This is a genomic window from uncultured Metabacillus sp. (assembly GCF_947503125.1).
Taxonomy (GTDB): Bacteria; Bacillota; Bacilli; order Bacillales; family Bacillaceae; genus Metabacillus.
In genome coordinates this window covers 23,800-49,385 of the sequence record NZ_CANNCR010000031.1, presented here as the reverse complement: position 1 = coordinate 49,385, position 25,586 = coordinate 23,800, and the positions used below count along the sequence as shown (strand labels likewise).

The window sequence follows — 25,586 nt, the reverse complement described above, 5'->3', positions numbered from 1 at the left end:
CGTTTCAAAATATTCGACTCCATACCTCAATTTTCTCGCAATCGCAAAAAAGGGGCAACATATAAATTCTGATATTATAAAAAAAGCGCAAGGCGCTTAGCATTCGGCGACAAGCATAAGGCGAACAGGAATAGAAGGTGTTCTTTGCCTTCAATTCATGAGTGGCTAATGACCTCGATGGGCTATGTGCTGGCAGTCAAAAAACGTGACTTCCTGTCGCACTGACTGCACTTGCACGTCATGCGCTTCGGAGCTAGATACAAAAACTATGTTAAAAATTTATACTTTCATATCTTTAAAAAAAGCTGTCTAATAAGAGGTTTTATTCTCTTAGACAGCTTTTTTGTTTTATTTCTTAGAATGAGAATACCAGTCAACCATTTTTTCAACATCACTTTGTTCTAAATCCTTAATCGAAAAGTTTTTTCCAATAATCCCTGATTTGATTGAAGCCTCAAACGTTTGTAAGGATTGTTTTTTTTGAAAATAAGACGTTTTGCTCTTTATCGACTGCAGTCGATTGCGCTTGATAAGAACGGTCGTTTTTGAGATAAAGCGAAAGCTTAATTGCATTTGGTTCCCATCTAAACTCCAGCCGGCATCTTTATATGCGCAATAGCCCCAAAAGATGAATAAAGGAATTAAAATCACTGAAAAAATCCCCCAAGGTGCCAGAAAATAAGAGAGCGGAATACAGATGATGGCAGCAGGTATGCCCTTTCTTATCATATACCGTTTTTTTGATCTTTTAGGCAATCGATGTATGTGATTACTCTTTTCAAATGATGGAACAAATTGCTGCAAAAGCGGAAATACTTCTTTTTTAGGAACGACAGGAAATAACATGGTAGATGCTCCCTCGTCAACGCCATTCCCACCTGCACTTTCAATATAGACAGTTGCATACCCTAATAACTGTCTAACCGGATTTTGGACAATTCTAATCGCCTGGATCCGTGAAATAGGGATGGAAACTTGCTGTTTCTCGAAAATTCCTCTAGAGATTTTTATGTCATCATCAGCCTTTAACACAGTAAAATAAGCATACTTTAGCAAGACACCAATAATACTTAACAACCACGCAATAAATAAGACAATAAAAACCAATCCTGCATAGAACGCAAAGCTTGCCTTTGTCAGAAATTCAAAACGATCGATAAGCTCCTCGTAAGGAATAAATTCTTCAAATTGTGAAACAAACGCTACAATAGCGGAGATAATGACGCCGATTCCACTTGAGGTTGAGGCTGCAATAAATAGGTCCTTAGACTGCATTTTAAACACAGGCAGCTCAGACTGGTCCTCATCTTGAACCTCAACATTCTTTAAACCATCCTGTTTATAATTTGAGATCACCTGTTGTATATGATCTGCTTCATGTTTTTTTATGGCAGTTAAAACCGCTTCTGCTTCCAATCCGCTGCCAGCTGTTTCAATTTGCACCTTTACGAGTCGAAAGAGCTGTTGAACAATGCCAGCACTAATATTGATTGATTGAATCCTTTCAATCGGAATATAGCGTTTTTTCTTAATGAAAATTCCATGCTCAATTCTAAGTTCGCCATCTTCAAGCCAATAGGTAAACTTCCACCAATCCAAAATGCTTGTAACAATGATAATGATAAATAAGCAAGCACCGCCAATGCTTATATAAACATTAAAGCCTTCATTATTGCCGAAAAAGAAGAAAACAATGACAGGAATAATATATGACCTAATAATCTTAATGAAGCTTAAAAGCATTCCTACCGGATGAATACGCTTTGGCTCAAACATCATCATCCGTCACCCTTGCCAGCTTGGAAATATGATCCCTAAGTAAATCAGCCTCTTGCAGATCTAAGGCTGGAATTTCATGTTTTGTTGCTGCAGTTGAAATTTCAATTGAAGCCAGTTTATATTTTCGCAGCAATGGTCCTTGATGTGTATCAACATGCTGCACTCTTACCATTGGTATAAGTACTCGTTTAATCACAAAAAGGCCAAACTGGAGGTCGATCTCATGCTCATGTACCTCATAACGCCATACACGGTGCCTGATTTTCGGAATAATGAAAATGGATAATAGTGAAGAAATAAGCCAAATGATAGCAGCACCTACTGTGATCCAGTAAGTGAAATTTAGAAAATATACCCCTACTCCCACGCCAACTACCACTAATAAAAAAATGATTGAGCTAATAAGAGCACTCAGTCGCCAAACAGTTAACGCCTTCAAGCTTATTTTATTTTTCGGTAAATCCCTCAACCTTCTCTCTCCTTCAGTTAGAAAATAATCCCATTTGATTATAGCATCAATTGAAAGATTGCAGAGCTTGTTTTATCTCTATTTGAAAATTAATTTATTGTAAAGGATGCTTGATCCAACTATTCAATCTCTTTATATCTAACTGAAAAAGAGCATTGTCCTTTTGTATTGCCTAAAATCATACAGTCCAGCCTATCTAAACTGCCTTACTGATCGCCTCAATTGCGGCGCTATCCGCCTTTTCGAACCACTCTTCCCTTTTTCCATGTACAAAAAAGGTCGAATCTATAAAACATAGATCCGACCTTTTTCATTTTATTTTGAATTAGAGTAGCGGCGCTTCGCTGAGTTACTATAGCTGCCTTTGCCTCTGTCACGATCACCGTAAGAGCGGTTGTTGTTTTTCTTTTGTCCGCCGCTTCGGTTATAGTCGCCCCTTCTTTTGTTGTTAGAACGACCTTTGTTTTTAGAGGACTTAATAAATAACGGCGCTTCCTCTGTTAATTTTACTTCTACATCATTTGGCTCTTTCGTCATGAACTTAATAGCAGCAGCTACTACTAACTGTGCATCAAATTCTTCTAAAAGCTCTTCAGCAGTACGCTTGTAGAAAGAAAGGTTGTCATTTTCAACGATGGAACGAATTTTTTCTACTGTCATTTGTTGTTGACTCTCGATAGCTTCATCAACAGTTGGCGGCTTCATGCGATCCATCTTGCGTTTTGTTGTACGCTCAATGTTTTTAACGATGTCCAATTCTCTTGGCGTTACAAATGTCATCGCCATCCCTGTTTTCCCTGCACGTCCAGTACGGCCAATTCTGTGAACATAGCTTTCCGGATCTTGAGGAACGTCAAAATTATATACATGTGTGACACCTGAGATGTCTAATCCGCGCGCTGCAACATCTGTTGCAACTAATACTTCAATCGCACCCTCTTTAAACTTGCGTAACGTTGACATACGCTTCGCTTGAGTAAGATCTCCATGAATACCTTCTGCTGTATATCCTCTTAATGTTAAAGCTTCTGATAATTCATCTACACGTCGTTTTGTACGACCAAAGACGATCGCAAGCTCTGGAGATTGAATATCAAGCAATCTTGTGAGAATGTCAAATTTCTTTCTTTCTTGAGTTTCAAGGTAGTACTGGGTAATGTTAGGAACAGTCATTTCTTTCGCCTTTACTTTAACCAGTTCAGGATTCTTCATGAAGTTTTCTGCAATACGGCGAATTGGATCTGGCATAGTGGCAGAGAACAGTAAAGTTTGGCGATCTTCCGGAACATTTGAAAGAATAGCCTCAATATCCTCGATAAAGCCCATGTTCAGCATTTCATCTGCTTCATCTAGGACGATTGTGTGAACAGTATTTAAACGGATTGTTTTACGGTTGATATGATCAATAAGACGACCAGGTGTTCCAACAATAATATGAGGATTCTTTTTCAAGGAACGGATCTGTCTATTAATATCTTGACCACCATAGATCGGGAGAACACGTGAACGCTTATGATAACCAATTTTATAAAGTTCTTCGGAAACCTGAATAGCAAGTTCACGTGTAGGAGCGACAACAACAGCTTGAATATTATTATTTTTCACGTCAATTTTTTCAATAAGCGGAATTCCAAATGCAGCTGTTTTTCCTGTCCCAGTTTGCGCCTGACCGATCACGTCCTTATTTTGCAGACCTAACGGGATCGTTTGTGCCTGAATCGGAGACGGCTCTTCAAAACCCATTTTACTTATTGATTGCATCAGTGACGAACTTAAACCTAAATCTTGAAACGTTAATGTCAATGTATTCATACTCCTTCTATATTGTTTGCTGTAAATATTTACAGACCTTATAGGTAACAGGTTTTTAATCAAATTTATCTATCTAATTCAATAAGCTGAAAACAATTTGGTCAGCCTATCAAATGATGTATCATCAATAAAACGTTCGAATAAATTGCCAACAAAAAATGCCCTTTTTCACCAAGGGCAGCAGTTTACCTTATTTAAAGCCCGCAAACACTTTAAAAGTAATCATACCACTACCAGTTTTTTATTTCAACTTGAACTAAAACGAACTGAACCAAAACATGCATGATTTCCCATTCTTTTCTTGGATAAATATCGGAATTTTTTTTGTAAATTGTTTAGCTGACTGAGTTTTGATGTGAAAATTCCCTATTACCTGCAAAAAGAAAATTCTCAACATATTCCTTTAAGTCCTCATAATCTTCACCATGGCATACATGGTGCTTAGAGCATGGGAGCAAACGGAGTTCCTTCTCTTTTGAAGGGATGGTTTTGTATAAATAATGTGCGCTTTATACAGGCACAATCCCGTCACATTCACCTTGTATTATAAGAACTGGCAAGGTTAATTTTGTTAAATAAGGCTTTACCCTCTTCACTAATTTCTGAAATTCAATCGTTGCAAGCAGCGGAGTTTTAAATATTTTTTTCTTATAACGTTTAAATAACTCGTTTTCTTTAATTTTTCCGGTCATCATATCTTTCAACATATCTTTGCAATCAATCAACAATTGTTTTGGATTTACATAATAAACCGCTGCACTTAAGAGCACCAACTTCTTTACTTCATATTTTGCTGCTAAATAGGAAGCAATGACACCTCCCATTGAAAAACCGACTACATATACCTCGTCAGCTTCTTTCATCAGGGCTTTTAGCTCTTTTTCTGCATGTGCAATCCAATCATGATAGGTATACCCTTTTAGCGAAAGTGTTTCTCCATGACCCGGAAGAGTTGGCACTTTAACAATCCAATCTGTCTTTTCCTTCATATAGGTCGCCAAAGGCTCTACCTCATATGGCGCACCTGTAAAACCATGAATAAAGAGACATCCGATCATGCGTAGGTACCCCTCCTTAAAGAGCAGAAACGGTTTTTACGTAAGCAAAACCTTTTCTGCACCACATGAACTTATTTTTAACGTTTTATGATTTATTCATTCCTGTTTTTAAAAACTTTATCAGTTGTGAGATAGCCGACTAGTCTTATGGCCAAGTCGGCACTTGTGCTTCCTCTACTTCGAGAACCTCCTCTAATGGAATTTTCACATTATTAATTCATTTACGACCTCTTCAAGTCTCATTCCTCGAGAAGCCTTTACAAGCACAACATCGTTTTTGTTTACCATTGATTTTAGTTTGGTGATTAATGCCTGTTTATCCTCAAAATGATAGATACATTCCTCCGGCAGGTTTTGTTTAGCCCCATTTGCAATTTCAGCCCCTAGTTTTCCGTAGGTGAATAGATGAGAAATTTCAGCTTTTTTTATCGCTGCCCCTACCTGACGGTGAAATTCTACTTCATTTTCCCCTAGTTCAAGCATATCTCCAAGGACAACGTATTTTTGTTTAAAGCCGGTTAAATCTTCAAGTAAACGAATGGCTGCAAGCATTGAGGTAGGACTTGCATTATAAGCATCATTAATAATGGATACCCCGTTTTTTGACTCAATTAACTCTAAGCGCATCCCTGTAATTTTTATTGCTTTGAATCCTTCAATAATGTCTTCTTCTTTTACTTCAAAGAAACGGGCGGCTGCATAGGCTGCCAGCGCATTGCTGACATTATGCTTTCCAAGCACTGGAATGAAGAATTCAGTATCATTGATGTTAAAAGACGTTCCATTTACCTGCTGATGAATCGATGTCGGGAAATAATCGTTTTTCGAAGTCTCTCCGAAAGTTACAGAGGATATTGATAAAGATGGGACCCGCTCTTGCAGCAACGGTTCATCTCCGTGATAAATCAATAAACCATCCTGTTTTAAACCATTAACAATTTCAAGCTTAGCTTCGGCAATTCCCTCTCTTGATCCTAAATCCAGTAAATGAGCTTCACCAATATTGGTAATAATCGCTGCATCAGGCTTCGCAATCTTTGATAAAAGTTCAATTTCACCTTTCCCGCTCATTCCCATTTCTAAAACAGCAATTTCTGTATCTTCAGCCATGCTTAAAACGGTTAAAGGCAAACCGATATGATTATTAAAGTTTCCTTTTGTTTTATGTACCTTATAGGTTGTTTCGAGAACGCTTGATACCATATCCTTTGTCGTTGTTTTCCCATTGCTGCCTGTAATCCCGACAACCTTTGGTTTCACCTGCTGCAAGTAGGCTTCAGCAAGATCTTGCAACGCCTTTAATGTATCAGTAACAAAAATAACCGGTATCGTTTCCGGCGGATTCGACTCCTTTTCATCCCAAATGACGGCTGCTGCGCCATTCTCAATGGCCTTGTCGACAAATTTATGTCCGTTGAACGTTTCTCCTATTAAAGGAAAAAATAAATTCCCCTTCTCTACCTGGCGGGAATCAGTTGTGACTCCGTTTATCTTTTCATGCTTAAATGCTTGATCTAATCCCGAACCCTTTACCATTCCTTCAATTTCGGTTAGTGTACGCTGAATCATATTTTAAGCTCCTTTTCTATGAATATAGTCTACCCAAACAAAGAGGAACTGATCATCAACTATTCAGCCCCTCTATTATAAACGCTATATTCAAGTTCTTAGTTCTATTAAAAAGTATGCTTGATTTGCTGTTTTTGTTCAAATCGTTCTAGCGCCAGTGAAACGAGCTTTTCAATTAATTGTGGATATTCAACACCCGTATGCTTCCAAAGCAATGGGAACATGCTATATGGAGTAAAACCAGGCATTGTATTAACTTCATTAATTAACGCCTTTCCATCCTCAGTTAGGAAGAAATCAGCACGCACTAATCCAGAACCGTCAATTGCCTTAAATGACTTGATCGCCATTTCTTTAATTGTTTCATATTCTTCATCGGTAATGTTTGCTGGAATAATGAGATCTGTATCTCCATCTTCATACTTCGCTTTATAATCATAGAATTCTTTTTTAGGCGCAATTTCACCAACAACAGAGCATACAGGATGATCGTTTCCGATGACGGCAATTTCAATTTCGCGGCCTACAATCCCCTCTTCGATAATAATCTTGCGGTCATATTCAAAAGCTTCTTTAAAAGCTTTTTCTAGTGACTCGCGATCCTTACATTTATTAATACCTACACTTGAACCTAAGTTAGCAGGCTTTACAAAGCAAGGGTAGCCTAATGTTTCTTCCACATTGTCGTAAGCTGCTTCTGGAGCCGTTTCAAAATCACTTTTAATAAAGGATACGTATTTTGCTTGCGCTAAACCAGCTTGAGCGAATAAATTCTTCATAACTACTTTATCCATGCCGGCTGCCGAAGCTAAAACACCATTTCCTACATATGGGAGATTTAAAAGTTCAAGCAATCCTTGTATTGTGCCATCTTCCCCATTAGGCCCATGCAACAGCGGGAATATAACATCAATTTTTTCTTGATCAGCTGCCTTTGCAGGGAATAATTCAGTATTTAAGGTAACAGGAGAAACCGTGTTGCCTCCATCCTCAAGTTTGAGGGAGCTTACTTGCTCTACAGGTGCATCTAACGCATTTCCTCTTACCCATTCACCGTTTTGATTAATATAAATTGGATGTATTTCAAATTTATTCATATCTAATGCATTTATAACTGCAAGGGCTGTTTGCAAGGAAACATTATGCTCTGCAGACTTCCCTCCATATACAAGGCCTAATTTAATTTTCATGTAAATTTCCTCCTCAAGTATCATCATTCCTATTTTATCACTTTAAGCAAAAATTGTTATTAGAGATTCCTTTATTTCTTTTATAAGTTTTCGTAACAGCTTGTCTTTTTGTAATGATACTGTTAGATTTTCCGTTTTTATTTATAAACAGATGAATTTTCCTTGAGGATATAGTATGTATATTGGATGCATTCTTTTTTACTTTCCCTTTGTTGCTTCAAATGTATAAATTTTATGGTTTGACCTTCCTCCATTCACTTGCTGATAATCCCCTGATATTGTCACATTGGTAAAGCCGATTTTTTCAAGGACTAACTTAAATTCCTTTACACCAAACCACAGAAAAGTTTGCAGCCGTCGTTCACTTTGAAGGCACTCCCCTCCTGCCCATTGTTCATAGGTCAAAAAATAAGTGGCTTTTTGTTCATAGTAATCCACATCCACAATTTGTGATTCGAATACTAATAGGTTGTCTTTATCGTATATTATTTCCGATTTCTTTGGATTTGAGCGAGATTGTTCTTCCTGCAAAATCAAGTCGATGATGACCCTGCCATTCGGCTTTACATGATCATAACAGGATTTTAATGCCTTAATCGCCATGACTCTTTCCGGTATCGTTAAAAATTGCCCAAACGGTATAAAAATAGCATCATACAAATATGACGGCTTAATAGAAAGGGGCTCAATAGTTTTGCTTTCCGCAAATTCCTGTTTGGAAAAAACGACCCCTTCTACTTGCAAACCATTGCTATTTAATGACGACTGCAAAAGCGCCTTTCGTAAACCTATCTCAAGAATTTTACCCTTATGCTCCGAAAGCTGTTCACTATAGAAGCTAAAAGCCTTTGAAAACACGGTTTTCATTTCATTCCGTCCATCTATCTTGTCCATGACAAACCAACGTAAAGCAGCGTCCATTTTCACATCACTCCTAAACATAACTTTATAGGGGAGCTTCTTACATTACCCTTTATCATTCCCTTTTGTTACTAACAATTATGTAAAATAACAACCTCTAAAGACAATGTTTTCCCATTTTTTCTTTATAATGGAAGAAAGGAACTTTTTATTGGATAAACGAAACATCTTTTCTTTCTAGTCGTCTTTCATTATGAGGCAAGGGGGAGCAAATCGTGGACAAACAAAGCATTTCACAAATTCTTGAAGGCAACAGAGCAAAAATTATTAAGACAACGAAAAATATTATTAAAAACCCCTCTTTGGAGGACGACATTGTTCAAGATGCCAGTCTAAAAATCTATACATACTTTCAAAAAAAGGATTATGTGTTACCTAAAAATCTGGAAGCATGGGTTACCATTATTACTAAAAATACTGCTTATGACCATCTAAGGAAACTGAAGCGGCAGCAAGATCTTCAGCAAAATATGAATGAAACATTTCAATCTCAGCGTCCTTTAGGATTAGAGATTCCTGAAAATACACTGTTATCTAAGGAAAAGATTCAGCATATAAATGAAGTCTTTCACCTGCTCGATGAGGAAACGAAAGAAATATTCATTCTTCGAAATAATGGCTATTCCTATCAGGAAATTTCAAAAATAAAGAAGCTTTCATTAGGAAAAGTAAAAACGAAGATTTTTCGCGGCCGAAAAAAAATGATGGATCACCTTATCGAAAAGGGGGTGCTGTAATGACCTTCAAAAAGTTCCAGCTAAATATCCTAAATTTCGACCAGCTGTCTGAGCAAGACCAGAATCAGTTGTTGGAGCATATTGAACACTGCTCAGATTGTCAAATCTACTTTAATCGCTACTTAACATTAGAAGAAGGACTTGACTACATTCTTGAAACAGAAGAAGTTCATGTCGCTTCCATCAAGAAAAAAGCGTACCAGCGGATCTTGAAAACGGCATTACTCACCTGTGCTTCTCTTTTTCTTTTGATTATCGGTGCATGGAACACTCCGCCAGTAAAGGCTGCAATTAAGAAAGCATTAAACGAAGTAATTATGGACCATTTCCTAAAGGGCCAACAGCCATTAAACAATGTTGAGAATAGCGTATTAAATGAGAACATTATTTATATTGAACAGGTCCTTCAAGATGGAGAAACGGTCTATGTGTATATCTCAGGTCAAAAAGTGAGAAAAGAGTATAAAAATGGCAACTACTCGATATCAGATGGAAAGTATTTAGCTTCCTATTCAAAAAAGGATAACTTGTTTGTACTACAAGAGCTTGATTATGAAGGCATTCCTTATGAAGTCGAATTCTTCCGAAACATCAATCCAAACAATATTTCCTTTCTAGGAGAAATGCTGTATCTAGATCGAAAGGCTAATGTTTACTTAGTAAAAGAAGGGCAGCATGTGAAAAGAGAATATTGGTTTGATAAAGATACTAGCTTATTTATTAAAGAAGTGGAAATTACCAATGGTCAGCGTCAGGAATGGGAAAGCTTAAAGAAGTTTGAAATTTTGACAGTTAAAAAAAATCATCGCTTATTCGATTTTATCGCGCCTGAAGGAGCAAGAATTATTGATGAGTCAATTAGGTAGGACAGCAGCGATGGCAAGGGTTTGCCCCCTCCTACAACATCAGTATATAGAAATTAATCTGTTAGATCCTATATAGGATGTTAGAGGGGGACTACCCATTGTTTTTAAGTTTAAAGCATCATTATCCGGTTGCAAAAGATAAATAATGATAGGTTTGTTTCCCCACTACTCCATCAACAGTCAGCCCCTTTCGATGCTGAAACGCTTTTACCGCAGCTTCTGTCTTTGTTCCAAAAATTCCATCTATTGCTCCTGGCTCATACCCTAAACATCTCAATGCAGACTGTATCCCCTTTACATATGTACGATTATTCCCTGCAAAACCCTTTTTTGCTAGATAGGGATAATCAAAATCTATTTTCGTATTATTTAACACAACACCTATTGTTCGTCCACCAGAGGATCCCGCCTGGATATACCCCTTCCATCCCTGTCCAACAATCCAAGTAAAACCTGTGGATTCTGAATGTAGTTCTTTTGTCCAGGAACTCCTTCCATTACAGCTAAATGCTCTTACATAATAAGTTGCTGTACTACTTAATTGGGAGATCGTTGCTTGCTCTTTATCGGAATAGTCTCTAAAGGGGAGGTCCAAAGACTCCTTTGCAAATGCTTGTCCAATGTAGCAGCTCCATGCCAATACCAAGCTAACCATACATGTGATTATTTTCCCCATTCCATCTCCTCCTTTTTACTTAATACGGAGCCGAATGGAATAATGTTTCAAGTTTTTTACATTCTGGATGAAATACTAAAACAGTCTCTTTATTAATTGGGAGACACCTTGTACACTGGAGTTGTATATAATTCACTTTATTTTATCTCTTAGCTGCTTAAACTATTAAAGGAAGTGAAAATCTTGAAACGAATCAGTGTTTTTTGTGGTTCAAGTTCTGGGGCATCGCAAATGTATACAGATGATGCAAAACGACTTGGCACCCAGTTAGCAAAAGAAGGAAATACCTTGGTATATGGCGGTTCAAAGGTTGGTCTAATGGGTACTGTTGCAAATGCTGCATTACAAGCAGGCGGCGAGGTAATAGGCGTTATCCCAAGAATGTTAATGGAACGGGAAATCGCACATACTGGTTTAACAGATCTAATCATTGTAAATACGATGCATGAGCGAAAAGCGAAAATGGAGGAATTATCTGATGGCTTTATCGCTTTGCCTGGCGGTCCTGGAACGATGGAAGAGTTTTTCGAGGTTTACACTTGGGCTCAATTAGGTGAACACAAAAAGCCAATCGGTATGCTAAATAGCCATCATTATTATGATAAGCTTCTCTCCTTTTTTGACCATATGATCGAACAGCAATTTTTAAGATCTGAATATCACTCTATGATAATTGTCGAAACAGATCCTCATCAGCTCATTGAAAAATTCAGGCAATATGAGCCGCCAATACTTACAAAATGGATAAATCGTGAACAAACATAAGAATTATTTTTCGGGAAATAATTTGTCTAAACTTGACGGAAAAGAAGACTTATTCTGATAAGATTGAACCTCATAATTTATTTTTATTCATCTGGAATATCATCAATGATTTGTTAAACACTACATACATAGAGGTGAGGTTTAATGAATCGAGGGATATGGACAGCCCTTTCAGGGATTGGAATTGCTCAAGGATTAAAAATTTTTACCAATAAAAGAGTAAATGGTGTGTGGGATTGGCGGCCGATCTTCTCAACAGGTGGAATGCCCAGCTCCCATTCTGCAGGAGTATCTGCGTTAGCAACCTATGTAGCAACTAAAAAAGGCTGGGATTCTACTGATACTGCTTTAGCTGTCATATTTGGAATTATTGTCATGTATGATGCACAAGGAATTAGAAGACATACTGGTGAAATTGCAAAAATAGTTAATGACCTTGATGCTGATATTGAAGTGCTTTCAGGTCATATGCCAGGTTTATTTCATGTAAAGCAAGAGAAGGAATTGAATGAGCTTTTAGGTCATCAGCCCGCTGAGGTTGCCGGTGGAGCCATATTAGGTGTTTTAATTGGACTCGTTAGTTCCATGTTAGAAATAAGAAAGTAAGAGAGAATGACTCAGAAGGATCGGGCGCTCTTTGTCCGTTCCTTCTGAGTCATCCTTATTCTATAAGTTAGTGTGTCAGCAATATGAATGCCTGGTAACCAAAATATAAGCCAAAGCCTATTAACGATATACCCGATATGATCGAGATAACAATAAGCAGTTGATTTGTTAAAAACCTACGGAAAGTGCTCGCTACACATGCCATCGTAAAATCCCAGAGCAACAGACCTGATATAATGGCTGAACTATAAATAATCAGTTGATTTGTGCTGTAGGATGCAGCCGCATTTGCTAAAACTGAGCCATATATTCCAAGCCAAAACATAATGGTAAGCGGATTTACCAAAGACATGAAAAAACCAGAGAAAAATGATTTTGAATACGTAACATTTGTTCTTTGGTTATGTATCGTTATTTTACTGGCCCCAAACAGGCTTTCTATCCCTGTATAAACTAAGAAAAAAAGCCAAAAAGCCATAAAAAGGCCTTCATGATTGGAATATCTAAAAAATGCACTAACCCTAAATACACGACTAACATATAAAAGCTTATTTTTTATATTTGCTTAATGTACATTTACTAACTTAATATGCTCAATATGATGTCTTCCATGCCAGGAGTATAATGCTAGAGTTGTAGCTAATGAGATAAAACTACCCATTCCCGGATGATAAAAGCGTTTATCATAGTCAGCTTTGGTCATCGACCTTAGCAAATGTGACCACCGAATATGGAGGGATTCTAGTAATTGAACGGAGACATCTACAGGCAGCTCCGTAGCATCAGGTAAGAGAGCCCATGAATTTTCATCATACGCTTTGATTGCAGGTTTATCTTCAGTAAGGGTCAGCTTAAAGCGAATATAACTGTTCATATGGCTATCGGCAAGATGATGCACGACTTGCTTTACAGTCCAGCCGCCATGGCGGTACGGCGTATCCATTAATTGCGGTGAAAGGCCTGTTAATGCCATTTTTAATCGTTCTGGAGTTTCTTCAATGTCTAAAATCCATCGTGCAATGTCATCATTTGTTACGCGTTCTGGGGCTTTGAACTCTCCGATTGGATATTGAAGGCTTTTTCTCATCTGCACACTCTCCCTATCTAATTACTTCTTACATTTTGATTATATTTCCAATTCCTATTTTAAACAAGGAAAGTTCAAATTTTATGAAGCACCTGAAACATTTACGTGTTCAGATAGGTAGGTTTATAGTATGATAACCGTAATAACCAAAATCTGTATGGAATTAACAAGTAAACTGAGGTGATCTTTTGAGAGCTATTTTACTCGGGGTTTGTTCCTCTTTCTTTTTTGCCTTTACATTTGTCTTAAATCGTTCAATGGAACTCTCAGGAGGCAGCTGGTTATGGAGTGCTTCACTGCGTTATTTTTTCATGGTTCCCTTTTTGTTTCTGCTCGTGTTTTGGCGAAAAAATTGGATAGCCCTTTGGGAAGAAATGAAAAAAAATCCAAGTCAATGGTTCTTATGGGGAACAGTAGGATTTGGCCTATTTTACGCGCCGATTTGCTTTGCGGGTGCATATGGCCCGGGATGGCTTGTCGCTGCAACATGGCAAATCACAATTCTCTCAGGCTCGCTCCTTGTTCCTTTGTTCTATGAAGAAAGGCAGACAGCCAATGGACCGATTAAAGTAAAAGGACAAATTCCATTGAAAGGCCTTTGTATGTCGTTCATTATTATTGCCGGCGTTGCCGTCATGCAGTATGAACATGCATCACATTTATCATTAAAGCCAATGCTTTTAACCATAATCCCAGTGTTGATTGCTTCTTTCGCATACCCTCTTGGAAACCGAAAAATGATGGTGATTTGTGAAGGTAGATTAGATGTTTTTCAGCGTGTTCTTGGAATGACTTTAGGAAGCCTGCCTTTTTGGATTGTTTTGGCTATGATGGGAATCATCACAGACGGCCCACCAACGAAAACACAAACCTTTCAATCCTTTTTAGTGGCAATCTGCTCAGGGCTTATTGCAACATTGTTATTTTTCCAAGCAACAAATTTAGTGCAACATAATATGGCAAAGCTTGCAGCTGTAGAAGCTACACAATCAGTTCAAGTACTCTTTGTCCTGATTGGAGAGATTCTCTTCCTAAAGGCACCGCTTCCAGCTCCGATTTCTTTAGCGGGAATCCTTTTAGTCATTGGCGGGATGGTGCTGCACAGCTTTGTGTCTCGGACAGATCAATTAAAGGTGTCACCAAGTAAAAATGCTTCAAAGCAATTTTCATAAGAAGACACCATAAGAAAAGCGCAAGCGCCTTGATCAGCCTAGGGCAAATAAGACTCTCATGAATAGAAGGCGTTCATTGCCTTCAATTCATGAGTGGCTAGACCCTAGAGGGGCTAGGCGCTGGAGCTAGACACTAAAACTAAGTACAAAATTTTATACTTTCTTAAACCATTAAAAAGCTCGCATGATGCGAGCTTTTTAACTTAGCGGAACTTAAATTCTCATTTGCTTACTCTTCCCAAAGCTCTACTCGTTTCTTGACAAGTTTGGTGTATTCCTTTTCCGCTTCTCCTACACCTGCTTTTTCTAAATCCTCCATAAATGTCTTCCACACTTTATCAAAATCTTCCGGTTTGGCAAGAATGGCTTCTGGGATCCGTTTTTTCACAATATCTAAGCTTTTTTGCATAATAACCTCTAAATCCGAGCCTGCTTCAACAGGAATATTGTAGGCTGCTCCCCATGGCTTCACTGGGAATTCTTCTTTTTGCGGATAAAGGTCCTTCCACATTTCTACCCCATAATTACTTAATACTTCTTTTTCAACATCTGTATAGGAATCTTTTATTTGATCAGGACTTGCGATTGTATATGTTTGTCCTGTTGAATCTGTAACACCATCACCATAATAAGGGGCAAAACCTTTTAAGACACCAATTCCAGTTTCCTTTGCATAGTTTGCGTTATTGTTGCGTTCATTCATCTCTTCCTCAGGAATCACGCGCTTACCGTCAACAATATCGTAATGCTCGCCTTCAATTCCCCATTGCTGAAGAATTTGCCCTTCTTCTGATGCTAAATAATCAAGGAATTTAATCGCCCGGACAGGATCTTCGCAATCAACAGAAATTCCTATTCCCCACCCGCCAAGATAACCGGTATCCTGAAAGTTATGATGTTTATATTCTTCAGTTAATGTAACGGGATACATACCATGCATTCTTTCATGCTTTCCTGCTTCCTTTAAAGCACGTTGCGCATCAGCCACTTCCCAATCCGCATCAATTAAACCTAAAACACGTCCCGATGAGATTTTAGCTAAATATTGATCATATTTTTGCACAAAGCTTTCCGGGTCTAATAATCCTTCCGCATTCATATGATTCAACCAACGGAAGTACTCCTTTTCTTCTGCACGACGATAGTGCATCGTTGCCTCATATGTTTCCGGGTCAATATAAAATTCACCATCATCTGAAGCACCAGTAGCGAAAAATGCCGGATTGGTTGTTGAAATCATAATTCTCCAGTCATCGGCCAATAAAGATAACCCAAGTGTTGGCTGCCCATCGATTGTTGGGTACTTTTCTTTGTATTCTCTTATCGCATTTTCAAAATCCTTCACCGTTCTGATTTTGGGATATCCTAATTCCTTTACAACATCATGCTGGAGCATAAATCCGTTTCCAGGAGTCCAATAGTTATGATCCACTGCTGATGTCGGCAAGATATAGATAGAAGGATCCTCATTACTCCACTTTAAACGATTAAAATAATCACCATATATCTTTTTCAAGTTTGGCGCATGCTTTTCAATCAGATCTGTTAAATCAATTAAAGCTCCTGCGTCAACTAATGTCCCTGCAGAACCTTTCGGCAGGATTAAGTCCGGATATTCTCCGCTCGCAGCCATTAACGGAATTTTTTGTTCGCCACCGCCAACATCAAATTCAGCATTTAGTGTTACCCCTGTTTCTTCTGTAACTTTTTTACTGACAGGACTCTCCATATTATCCCATTGTGAGTGAGGATCAGCACTGTATAAAGTGAACGTTACTGGTCCATCACCGTTATCATTTTTATTGACTTTATCATTACTGCAGCCTGCAATAACCACTACAAACGCAAGAAGAATGCTTAATAAAATGTTTTTGGCTTTTCCCCTCATGATTGATTCCTCCCTATTTCTATATTTGTTTATTCAAAACTCCCACGCTGCAAAGGCAGAGACATAAGGTAAAAGTATTCTTGTTATTTAAAACCTCTCCAAGAATTGCGCTTTCTCTTTTGAAGCCTCCACGATCTCCCCTTCATTTTCATACTATTAATCTTATCGGAGTTTTCGGATCATCAATACCCGATAGATTTATATAGAAATCAGGTCAAAATTATAGGTAGAAAATAAAATTTTAGGCTCTTTAGCTAGATTTTACTGTTTATGAAAAGTTGCTTTCACTCTTTTACTTCATTTTTATTAAATAACTAGCTCTCTCCAAAGGATATCTTTATTCTTCCTCAATATCAGTAAATCTGCCACAATATATAATAGAAAAAAGAACCTGATTAATAGAAACAAATCAGGTTCTTTAAAAGTTTGAGCTTACGAGACATAAAACCAGCTTAGTTGCACATCTCCCTTAAAGATTATATAGAGATCCTTTACGTCTGTTGAATGAGCGTTTAAAGGAGCTTGAACAGTTGTCCATGCTTGAAAGCCTCCCGTTTGCGGCACTTCACACTCACATAAAATAGGACCTTCATAAGAGTTGGCTCGAATCTCAATTAAAGCTTTTTTCCCGCCATTTGCCACCCTTGCTGTTAACATCTTTATCTCTTTCTCCCACTTTATCTGATGGAAAGAAACCCAGCCCGCAGCCGACTTGTTCCGAATGCTGTATCCACCTTCTGTACACTCATCTATATAGATAGATTGATAGTTATCATAATCAATTGCCATCACTCTATCTGTTACACTACGAGGGGGTATCACTTCACCATCTATATATAGCTGACCTGACAAATGAATATGATCAGATGAGCTTCCAACCATGATGTTGTAGTAACCTGCTTCTATACAATACCTTCCCCTTGTAACATCCCAAAAGGCTAGGTCATCCTTATTTAAGGTAAATGTAATAACTTTACTTTGTCCCTTTTCAATAAAGTGCCTTTTAAATCCTTTTAATGTTTTTAAGGGGCGTTTAACTCTTGAGTTCTCACAACTTACATACAATTGAACAACCTCATCGCCATCAAAATCACCAATATTGGTAACTGTTATTGAAATGTTTATTTGATCACCTTTTTGTTCAGATTCCTTAATAACAAGATCTCGATAAGCAAAGGTCGTATACGATAATCCATGACCAAAAGGATATAGAGGATCCCTATCAAAATATTGATAGGTTCGTTTTCCCTTAATGATATCATAATCCATTAAATCAGGAAGTTGATCCACAGACCGATACCAAGTCATATTCAGTCTGCCTGCCGGATTATAGTCTCCAAACAATACATCAGAAATAGCTCTGCCAAACTCCTGTCCTCCATGTGAAGAGTAAAGAACAGCCGGAACATGCTCGTCTACCCAATTTATTGCAAAGGGATAGCTTCCGACTATCACAACGACAGTATTTGGATTAACGTTTAAAACCTCTTGAATTAATTTCTCTTGTTCTAGCGGCAAGGTTATATCTGGTCGGTCTATACATTCCTTCCCATTAATAAACGGCTGATTCCCAACAAATATAACAGCTGTTTCAGCTTGTTTGGCTGCTTCTACTGCCTTTTCTATACCATTTTCTACTATTTCTTTCACGAAGTAGTCTTTTTCTTCCTTCGCAACAGAAAGGACACCGTTCTGATCGACACCAATTGATTGATTGTTCCAAGAAGATAGATATAATTGACTGTTTTCCTCTTCCGTCATGCTTAAGACTTCTTTTACGAACCAGCCCTTTGCCTCCAAGGAGCTGGCCGATAATCGACTATGATCATCAACGGTAACATATATTCCGTTCGTTATTGATTTTAAGGTTTCACTTCCCCAGCCCCAGTTTGTATGAATGAATTTTTCAGCCGAATGTTCTTTTCCTTTACCCACTGTTAAAATATCTTCACTGTCAACTTGAATATACTCATTTGTTTCGGCAGACCTCAGTCTGATTCGATCACAGCCGTCTGCATAAACAAGATTTCCGTTCAGTTTTTCTGATAATCCTTGTAAAGGTGATACTGTATATGGCGGTGTTCCACTGTACCAATCCGTATACACTTCATTTGCAAGCGGCCCAATAACTGCAACCTTTTTCTTTTTCAATGGCAGAATGTTTTTATTTTTTAATAAAACAATCGATTCTTTTGCAGCTTGTAACGATAGCTCGCTATGCTCAGCTGAACAAAGCTTTTCTTCCGAAACGAAAGAATATGGATTTTGATCAGCAGGGTCAAATTCCCCGAGACGAAAACGGACACGAAAGGTATTTTTTAAAGCTCTATCCAAGTCTTCTTCTGATATCAGCCCTTGTTCTAAGGCATCCCTAATCGCACGTAAGGAGATTTCCTGATCGTCTGTGATACTATCAATGCCATTTTTAATCGATAAAGCTACAGCCTCCGCATATGAATCTACATACATATGATCGTTTACCGTTCCTAAAACATCTCCTGCATCACTTACGACAAAACCGTCCATTCCCCATTCTTTTTTAAGAATATTCATCACATCTGGATTCATATTACATGGTTTTCCATTAACGGCATTGTAAGCAGTCATAATCGACTGGGCTTTTCCCTCTTTAATCTGCATTTCAAATGCTTTTAAATAGTACTCACGCATGTTCCTGGGATCTATGCTCACTGAACATTCCCCTCGATCTATTTCATTATTATTTCCAAGAAAGTGTTTTAGCGTAGCAGCTGTTTTTAAATAAAAAGGATGATCTCCCTGCATGCCTTTAATAAGCTCTGTTGTCAATTTCCCGGTTAGATATGGATCCTCACCATAGGCTTCTTCTGTCCTTCCCCATCGCGGGTCTCTTTCCATGTCTACAGTTGGTGCCCAAATGGTTAGTCCGTTCTTTTCAGGGTCTTTTTGGTAATAAATCCGTGCTTCATCTGCTATCACACGACCAATTTCTTTCATTAACTCCTCATTCCACGTACAACCAAGTCCAATATTTTGCGGAAACACTGTTGCCTTTCCTAGCCAAGCAACACCATGTGCTCCCTCAGTTCCATGCTTATATTTTTTGATTCCCAGTCTAGGAATTTCTTCTTGATACTGGCACATTAAGTTGATTTTTTCTTCTAAAGTTAAATGGGATAGCAAATCATTTACTCTCTCATTTAGCTTGCATTCGGATTTTGAAATAAGTAGGCCTCTGTTGTTGAATTCATGTTTCTACCTCTTTTCATCTTGAAGAATAACTTCATTGTAAGATAGATAAAAACGTTTTCAAACCACATAAATTAGCCATAAAATCAGGTCAATTCTTAAGATTGGGGATTACAAAGCTTAACTATCAGGCATTGACGTTTAGCTGGATTCAAAGATTAAAAGGACTATGTGCATTTACACATAGTCCTTAAAGATCATTTACTGTTTGATATTTACCTTCACTTGTACATTCACGTTCTTTTCTCTCGGCCAAAATTCAAAGGTAAAGGTAGCCTCTGATTGGTCAACTGCATTTTGGATTCTTGTGAATGTCGTGGAAAAGAAATGAGAGTAGGATATCTCCTCAAAGTCACTCTGTATGAAGGAAAGGGATATTTAATCCTATTCCCATGTTAAGTGTTTACATATCTGTGGATAAAACAGTTAATATGTGAATATGCTGTGGATAACCTATACAGTTATCCACTTTTCATCTTTATGCAAGTCTCGCCACTGCTGAATTAACTGTTTGACCAGCAGTTAGATTCTTGATCTGGTGATCAATGTTATCCGCAATTAACTGCGCATCATAATCCATTGATGCAACATGATATGAATTTTCAAGTACAATCATTTTTTTCTCAGATGTACTGACATGCTGAAAAATAAACTCAGAGTTTGCAGGAGGAACAACATGGTCGGCAGCTGACTTAAATATGATTGTTGGGCAAGTTACTTTTGAAACATTCAATTTTGTATCGTCCATTAAATCTAAAAGCTGATGAATCGCTTTTACTGGCACTTTGTCATAGGTAATCTCAAAAACGCTAGGTTTTTTTATATCTGGAGAACCCTCTTCAATAAATCGCGGCTCAAATTTGTTGCGAAATTCCTTATAGCTAACATCTGTTACAGCTGCATTGATGAGGAAGATTCCATCTACATCTGGATTATTTGCTGCCACCTGTAAGGTTAAAGCGCCTCCCATCGATTGACCCACAATAAATACTTTGTCACATTCCTTTTTTAGGCCGCGGTAAGCTCTTTGTAAATCCGTTATCCACGTTTCATATGAGCTTTTTTCCATATCTAAATAATGAGTACCATGTCCGCTTAAGCGAGGAATTGAAACTGTATAGCCACACTTGGAAAGCTGCTCTCCGATATATTGCATGCTTTGTGGTGTGCCATTAAACCCGTGACAAAGTACTACACCTATTTTATTTCCTGGAATAAATAAACTTTCTGCACCATTTATAACTGGGTGTAATTCAATGCTCATTTCTTTTCCTCCTTAAACAAACGTTTATTTATATTTTATAAACCATTAATTTTATAATTCTTATGTGTTTACTTGGTTTTTATTTTACTCTATCTTTTGGGATATATCAAGTCTTCTACAATAAGAAAAAACACTATCTAAGAACCAAAGGCTCTTTTGGATAGTGTTCATTTATAGACTGGGTACCCTGTAAATTTAAAGTCCTTCCCAATCTTTTGTACGTCCAAGTCAGAAAGGTCAATCGCTTCGGCCATTTTTTCTATCCCTGTACCGGCAAAAAATCCGGGAGCTTGCTTTCCCCCAATTAATTTCGGCGCCATATAGAGAACAAGTTTATCAACCAATTGCTCCTTCAGGAAAGAAGCATTCACTTCACCGCCGCCTTCAATTAGCACAGATGAAACGGAATGCTCTCCTAAAATGGTAAGCGTTTCATGGATATTAACACGTTTTTCTCCGCTAGTGACAAAGACTTGATGACCTAGCTGTTCTAGCTTTTTCTTTACCTCTTTATTATGGTTCATAGATGTAAATATCCATGTAGGTGCCTTTTGATCCTGAACCACTTTTGCATCTAATGGTATGCGCAGCGTACTATCTAAAATTATTCGAATTGGGTTGCGGCCATTTGGGATTCTTGTTGTTAATTCAGGATCGTCTTTTATTACTGTGTGCACACCTACTAATATGCCAACATGTTCATGACGCAGCTGATGAACATCCTTCCGTGCTTCCTCAGAGGTGATCCATTTACTATCCCAGGATGAGCTCGAGATTTTCCCATCAAGCGTAGTAGCCGATTTTAAAGTAATAAACGGCTGCTTTTTCACAATGAACTTATTAAAGACCTCATTCATCTTGATTGATTCTTCTTCACAAATGCCAACAATAACCTCGATACCTGCATTTTTTAAAATGGCAATCCCATTTCCAGCAACGATTGGATTCGGATCAAGTGTTGCTACAACGACCTTTTTTATCCCTGCTTTTACAATCGCCTCTGCGCATGGACCGGTGCGTCCATGATGAGAGCATGGCTCAAGCGTAACATAAATCGTTCCGCCGCTTGCTTGGTCTCCAGCCATTCGTAAGGCATGTATTTCAGCATGAGGCTCACCGGCTTTTAAGTGGGCACCGACACCAACGATTCGGTTATGATTTACGATCACAGCCCCGACCAGCGGGTTTGGGTCTGTCTGTCCTTTCATTGCCTTTGCATTATTGATGGCTAAATTCATATAAAACTCGTGTTCACTCAATTGGATAGCCTCCTCTAAAATGACCCGCCTTTTTCATTTTTGTTTCTAGATAATGTTTATTATATCCTGAAATATCTCCCCATAAAGAGATTCTGTTAGTAACATTTGCTCCAGAATGTTGAAGGGCTTCAAGCTTCTTAGGATTATTTGTTATCAACGTTACAGGCAGTTGACGCAATGCTTTTAATACACTAATGGCTTCATCATAGCTTCTTGAATCATCCGCAAAGCCTAATTGCTCATTTGCTTCCACCGTGTCAAGGCCCTCTTCCTGAAGGAGATATGCAAGTGCTTTGCTAAATAATCCAATTCCTCTGCCTTCATGATTGGCCAGATAGAAGAGCGCTCCTGTTCCGTGCTCAACAATCATCTTCATCGACTGTTTTAATTGAAAGCCGCAATCACACCGTTTACTTCCAAAAATATCTCCGGTATGACAAATACTATGCATACGAATCAATGCCTCTTCTTTTTTCTCAAAATCTCCGTATACTAACACACTTGATTGCTGACTGTCTGCCAATTGAGCTTTTGGAAGATTTTTTAGCAATTCATCGATCTTGCTGTCTGATTGTCTTATATCATCATCTTCTTCTACCGTTAACCAGCTATACCATTTAAAAAACACCGTTTCTCCGTCTAGCTGAACAGGTAAATGAATGGGTCCTACTAGAAACATCGATCCGTTACCATGAGGCATGATTTGGATTTTTTCCTTTATTTTTGTTAACGGATTATTAGTTATTGCTTCGATGATCATGAAGCATCCTCCTCATTGTAAAATTCAACTTTATATAAACGATATGAAGTATTTTAAAAACTTACTTATTGTAAGCAAGTGTATAATTACAAGTTTAAAGCGTCAAGCATTTCGCACTTGCTTCTGCTTCACAAAACCAATAATCTTGCTAAGACATTATAGCAAAACTTACAAGCAGGATTACTGTTTTTTCTTTCCTTATTGGTTACAATAGGTTAGGAGGTGAAAACAGTGGAACTAGTAAAAAGTGAAGATCAATTTCAAGAATTAATTTCCAGCAAGGAGCCTATTGTCTTAAAATTTGTTACAGACTGGTGTCCTGACTGTAAACGAATGGACATGTTCTTACCGACAGTATTTGAGGAAATCGGAAATGTGACAATGTATCAAATTGACAAGGATGAATTCCCAGAGCTTGCTGAAAAATATACTGTTATGGGCATTCCAAGCCTATTGGTGTTTAAAGATGGAGAAAAGCAAGCACATCTACATAGTGCAAACGCCAAAACACCTGATCAAGTCATTGAATTCCTATCAGATAACTTAAAATAAATTTAAAGAGCCTGACTTATCCACTGCTGTAGATAAGTCAGGCTCTTTTTTAAAAGGGAGTAAAAATATTTTACCAATGTGAAAAGTTATCCTTCCCTTTTCTAGTTATTTGTTTTGAACGTGACAGACATCACATTATTTTCTGTTTGGCTTAAACCCCATCGTAGCTTCAACAGCCTGTTTCCAGCCGTCATACAATGAGTTTCTATGCTCATCACTCATCGTTGGTTCAAACGATTTTTCCATTTGCCACTGTTTTGCGATTTCATCTCTGTCCTTCCAGAAACCCACAGCAAGCCCAGCCAAATAGGCTGCTCCTAATGCTGTTGTTTCATTAACCACTGGACGTTCAACTGCGACATTTAAAAGGTCGCTTTGGAAATTCATTAAGAAATTATTTTTAACAGCCCCGCCGTCTACACGTAATTTCTTTAATTCAATACCGGAATCCGCCTCCATCGCCTTAAGCACATCCTTTGTTTGATAAGCAAGCGATTCAAGAGTAGCACGGATAAAGTGTTCCTTAGTGGTTCCTCGGGTTAGCCCAAAAATGGCACCACGTGCATCGCTATCCCAATATGGTGTGCCTAAGCCAACAAAAGCCGGAACGACATACACACCATCTGCTGAATCGACCCTTGAAGCATACCCTTCGCTTGCAGGTGCATTGTCAATCATTCGCAGGCCGTCACGAAGCCATTGAATCGCTGATCCTGCGACAAAGATACTGCCTTCTAGGGCATACTCTACCTTTCCATTAATTCCCCATGCAATCGTCGTTAACAGTCCGTTTTCTGAAGGAACCGCTTTTTCTCCTGTATTCATTAACATAAAACAGCCTGTACCATACGTATTTTTAGCCATCCCTTTTTCAAAGCATGCTTGTCCAAATAAGGCTGCATGCTGATCACCTGCCACACCCGCAATCGGAACAACTTCACCAAAAAAATGATAATCAACTGTTTTGGCATAAACTTCTGAAGATGAGCGAACTTCAGGCAACATGGACTTTGGGATATCTAAAATCTCAAGCAACTCATCATCCCACGCTAAATCATAAATATTGTACATAAGTGTTCTTGAAGCGTTTGTATAATCTGTGACATGCTCTTTGCCGCCGGAAAGCTTCCATATTAACCATGTATCAATCGTTCCAAATATTAGTTTACCTTGTTCTGCTTTTTCTCTGGCACCTTCAACATGATCAAGGATCCATTTCACCTTAGTGCCTGAAAAATAGGCATCGATTAACAAACCTGTTTTTTTACGAAATAAATCATTATATCCCTTTTCTTTTAACTCCTCGCAAATATCAGCCGTTTGTCTTGATTGCCAAACAATCGCATTGTAAACAGGACGCCCTGTTTCCTTGTCCCATACAACAGCTGTTTCACGTTGATTAGTAATCCCGATACTGGCAATCTCCTTTGCTGAAACATTTGAATTTGTAAGTACTTCTGCAATTACCGCTAAAATAGAACTCCAAATTTCTTGCGGATTATGTTCAACCCAGCCTGGCTTAGGGAAATATTGTTTAAATTCCCTTTGTGCTATATCAACAATTTCTCCATTTTTATTAAAAAGAATCGCTCTTGAACTCGTTGTGCCTTGATCTAATGACAAGATATATTTTTTTTCCATCTGTTCTTCCTCCTGCCTCTCATTCTTTTTTATATTACTTCCCTTTTCTTATCCTTTTTCCTTCATTATATTTTGAATGAAATCATTAAGCTCTTTTTCAAGCTAACATGGATTTTACTTATTCATATTCCATTCTCGTTTTAATCAGCTCGGAACAACATGCTGACATTAGGATCTCTTCATCATGTTAATAAACAAGTTTTCTTATCTTTATTAGCTGAAAAAAAGACAGCCTATCGCGATTAAAAAGAAAAAAGTCCTTTTTAACACAATAAGCTGTCTCTTCA

The 25,586-nt window shown here is 38.0% G+C and carries 20 protein-coding genes and 2 pseudogenes; 6 read left to right on the top strand and 16 right to left on the bottom strand.

From position 1 onward, the window contains the following. Positions 1–348: 348 nt before the first annotated feature. The 7 genes and pseudogenes from Q1B07_RS17640 to Q1B07_RS17610 all read right to left on the bottom strand — a co-directional run bounded on the left by Q1B07_RS17640 (position 349) and on the right by Q1B07_RS17610 (position 8,798). Positions 349–1,782, bottom strand: coding sequence for a PH domain-containing protein (locus Q1B07_RS17640; protein WP_299833184.1), 1,434 nt, complete (start codon positions 1,780–1,782; stop codon positions 349–351). Then, the gene (locus Q1B07_RS17635) at positions 1,769–2,248 is read right to left on the bottom strand and encodes a PH domain-containing protein (protein WP_299092634.1); all 480 of its coding nucleotides are present in this window, start codon (positions 2,246–2,248) and stop codon (positions 1,769–1,771) included. Before Q1B07_RS17635 ends, Q1B07_RS17640 begins: the two co-directional genes overlap by 14 nt. 315 nt (positions 2,249–2,563) lie before the next feature. After that, positions 2,564–4,051, bottom strand: a complete 1,488-nt coding sequence (locus tag Q1B07_RS17630; protein WP_299092633.1) for a DEAD/DEAH box helicase — start codon at positions 4,049–4,051, stop codon at positions 2,564–2,566. A 344-nt stretch (positions 4,052–4,395) separates the two neighbouring features. After that, positions 4,396–5,118 (bottom strand): annotated as a pseudogene (locus tag Q1B07_RS17625) (alpha/beta fold hydrolase). Positions 5,119–5,322: 204 nt separating this feature from the next. Then, positions 5,323–6,687 carry a UDP-N-acetylmuramoyl-tripeptide--D-alanyl-D-alanine ligase gene (gene murF, locus Q1B07_RS17620; protein ID WP_299092632.1) on the bottom strand — a complete coding sequence of 455 codons (1,365 nt, stop codon included), beginning with the start codon at positions 6,685–6,687 and terminating at the stop codon, positions 5,323–5,325. A gap of 107 nt (positions 6,688–6,794) precedes the next feature. Beyond that, positions 6,795–7,877: a D-alanine--D-alanine ligase gene (locus Q1B07_RS17615; protein ID WP_299092631.1), complete on the bottom strand. Its 1,083-nt coding sequence runs from the start codon at positions 7,875–7,877 to the stop codon at positions 6,795–6,797. Positions 7,878–8,075: 198 nt separating this feature from the next. Beyond that, entirely contained in the window at positions 8,076–8,798 is a 723-nt protein-coding gene (locus Q1B07_RS17610) for a hypothetical protein (RefSeq protein WP_299092630.1), read from the bottom strand. Between the two features lie 215 nt (positions 8,799–9,013). On the opposite strand from Q1B07_RS17610, the gene Q1B07_RS17605 reads away from it, so the two are divergent. Together Q1B07_RS17605 and Q1B07_RS17600 are read left to right on the top strand one after the other, a co-directional pair. Next, positions 9,014–9,535, top strand: a complete 522-nt coding sequence (locus Q1B07_RS17605) for a sigma-70 family RNA polymerase sigma factor (protein ID WP_299092629.1) — start codon at positions 9,014–9,016, stop codon at positions 9,533–9,535. Continuing rightward, positions 9,535–10,401: a hypothetical protein gene (locus tag Q1B07_RS17600; protein WP_299092627.1), complete on the top strand. Its 867-nt coding sequence runs from the start codon at positions 9,535–9,537 to the stop codon at positions 10,399–10,401. Before Q1B07_RS17605 ends, Q1B07_RS17600 begins: the two co-directional genes overlap by 1 nt. A gap of 121 nt (positions 10,402–10,522) precedes the next feature. Here the strand turns inward: Q1B07_RS17600 and Q1B07_RS17595 are convergent, their stop codons facing one another. Continuing rightward, the gene (locus Q1B07_RS17595) at positions 10,523–11,077 is read right to left on the bottom strand and encodes a peptidoglycan-binding domain-containing protein (RefSeq protein WP_299092626.1); all 555 of its coding nucleotides are present in this window, start codon (positions 11,075–11,077) and stop codon (positions 10,523–10,525) included. A gap of 183 nt (positions 11,078–11,260) precedes the next feature. Between Q1B07_RS17595 and Q1B07_RS17590 the strand changes: the two genes are divergently transcribed. Further along, complete coding sequence (locus tag Q1B07_RS17590) at positions 11,261–11,842, top strand: TIGR00730 family Rossman fold protein (RefSeq protein ID WP_299092625.1); 582 nt, start codon at positions 11,261–11,263, stop codon at positions 11,840–11,842. Between the two features lie 144 nt (positions 11,843–11,986). Further along, positions 11,987–12,448, top strand: coding sequence for a divergent PAP2 family protein (locus Q1B07_RS17585; protein WP_299092624.1), 462 nt, complete (start codon positions 11,987–11,989; stop codon positions 12,446–12,448). Between the two features lie 67 nt (positions 12,449–12,515). Here Q1B07_RS17585 and Q1B07_RS17580 read toward each other — a convergent pair. After that, positions 12,516–12,991: pseudogene (locus tag Q1B07_RS17580) on the bottom strand (LysE family transporter); the annotation flags it as partial. 22 nt (positions 12,992–13,013) lie between these two features. Continuing rightward, complete coding sequence (locus tag Q1B07_RS17575) at positions 13,014–13,535, bottom strand: YfiT family bacillithiol transferase (protein WP_299092623.1); 522 nt, start codon at positions 13,533–13,535, stop codon at positions 13,014–13,016. Between the two features lie 188 nt (positions 13,536–13,723). Between Q1B07_RS17575 and Q1B07_RS17570 the strand changes: the two genes are divergently transcribed. Further along, complete coding sequence (locus Q1B07_RS17570) at positions 13,724–14,707, top strand: multidrug resistance efflux transporter family protein (protein ID WP_299092622.1); 984 nt, start codon at positions 13,724–13,726, stop codon at positions 14,705–14,707. A 229-nt stretch (positions 14,708–14,936) separates the two neighbouring features. On the opposite strand, the gene Q1B07_RS17565 is transcribed toward Q1B07_RS17570, so the two are convergent. The 5 genes from Q1B07_RS17565 to Q1B07_RS17545 all read right to left on the bottom strand — a co-directional run bounded on the left by Q1B07_RS17565 (position 14,937) and on the right by Q1B07_RS17545 (position 23,046). Continuing rightward, a complete protein-coding gene (locus Q1B07_RS17565; protein ID WP_299092621.1) occupies positions 14,937–16,595 on the bottom strand; it encodes an ABC transporter substrate-binding protein in 1,659 nt (552 codons plus the stop codon). A 432-nt stretch (positions 16,596–17,027) separates the two neighbouring features. Further along, positions 17,028–19,757, bottom strand: a complete 2,730-nt coding sequence (locus Q1B07_RS17560; protein ID WP_299092620.1) for a glycoside hydrolase family 3 protein — start codon at positions 19,755–19,757, stop codon at positions 17,028–17,030. A gap of 544 nt (positions 19,758–20,301) precedes the next feature. After that, a complete protein-coding gene (locus Q1B07_RS17555; RefSeq protein WP_299092619.1) occupies positions 20,302–21,087 on the bottom strand; it encodes an alpha/beta fold hydrolase in 786 nt (261 codons plus the stop codon). A gap of 167 nt (positions 21,088–21,254) precedes the next feature. After that, positions 21,255–22,346 (bottom strand): bifunctional diaminohydroxyphosphoribosylaminopyrimidine deaminase/5-amino-6-(5-phosphoribosylamino)uracil reductase RibD, encoded by a 1,092-nt coding sequence (gene ribD / locus Q1B07_RS17550; protein ID WP_299092618.1) that lies wholly within the window; start codon positions 22,344–22,346, stop codon positions 21,255–21,257. After that, positions 22,339–23,046 (bottom strand): GTP cyclohydrolase II, encoded by a 708-nt coding sequence (locus Q1B07_RS17545; RefSeq protein ID WP_299092641.1) that lies wholly within the window; start codon positions 23,044–23,046, stop codon positions 22,339–22,341. Before Q1B07_RS17545 ends, ribD begins: the two co-directional genes overlap by 8 nt. Positions 23,047–23,337: 291 nt before the next feature. Here Q1B07_RS17545 and Q1B07_RS17540 point away from each other — a divergent pair, with 291 nt between their 5' ends. Continuing rightward, the gene (locus Q1B07_RS17540; RefSeq protein ID WP_299092616.1) at positions 23,338–23,658 is read left to right on the top strand and encodes a thioredoxin family protein; all 321 of its coding nucleotides are present in this window, start codon (positions 23,338–23,340) and stop codon (positions 23,656–23,658) included. 135 nt (positions 23,659–23,793) lie between these two features. Here Q1B07_RS17540 and glpK read toward each other — a convergent pair whose 3' ends face one another. Beyond that, the gene (gene glpK, locus Q1B07_RS17535; protein WP_299092614.1) at positions 23,794–25,299 is read right to left on the bottom strand and encodes a glycerol kinase GlpK; all 1,506 of its coding nucleotides are present in this window, start codon (positions 25,297–25,299) and stop codon (positions 23,794–23,796) included. Between the last annotated feature and the right edge of the window lie 287 nt (positions 25,300–25,586).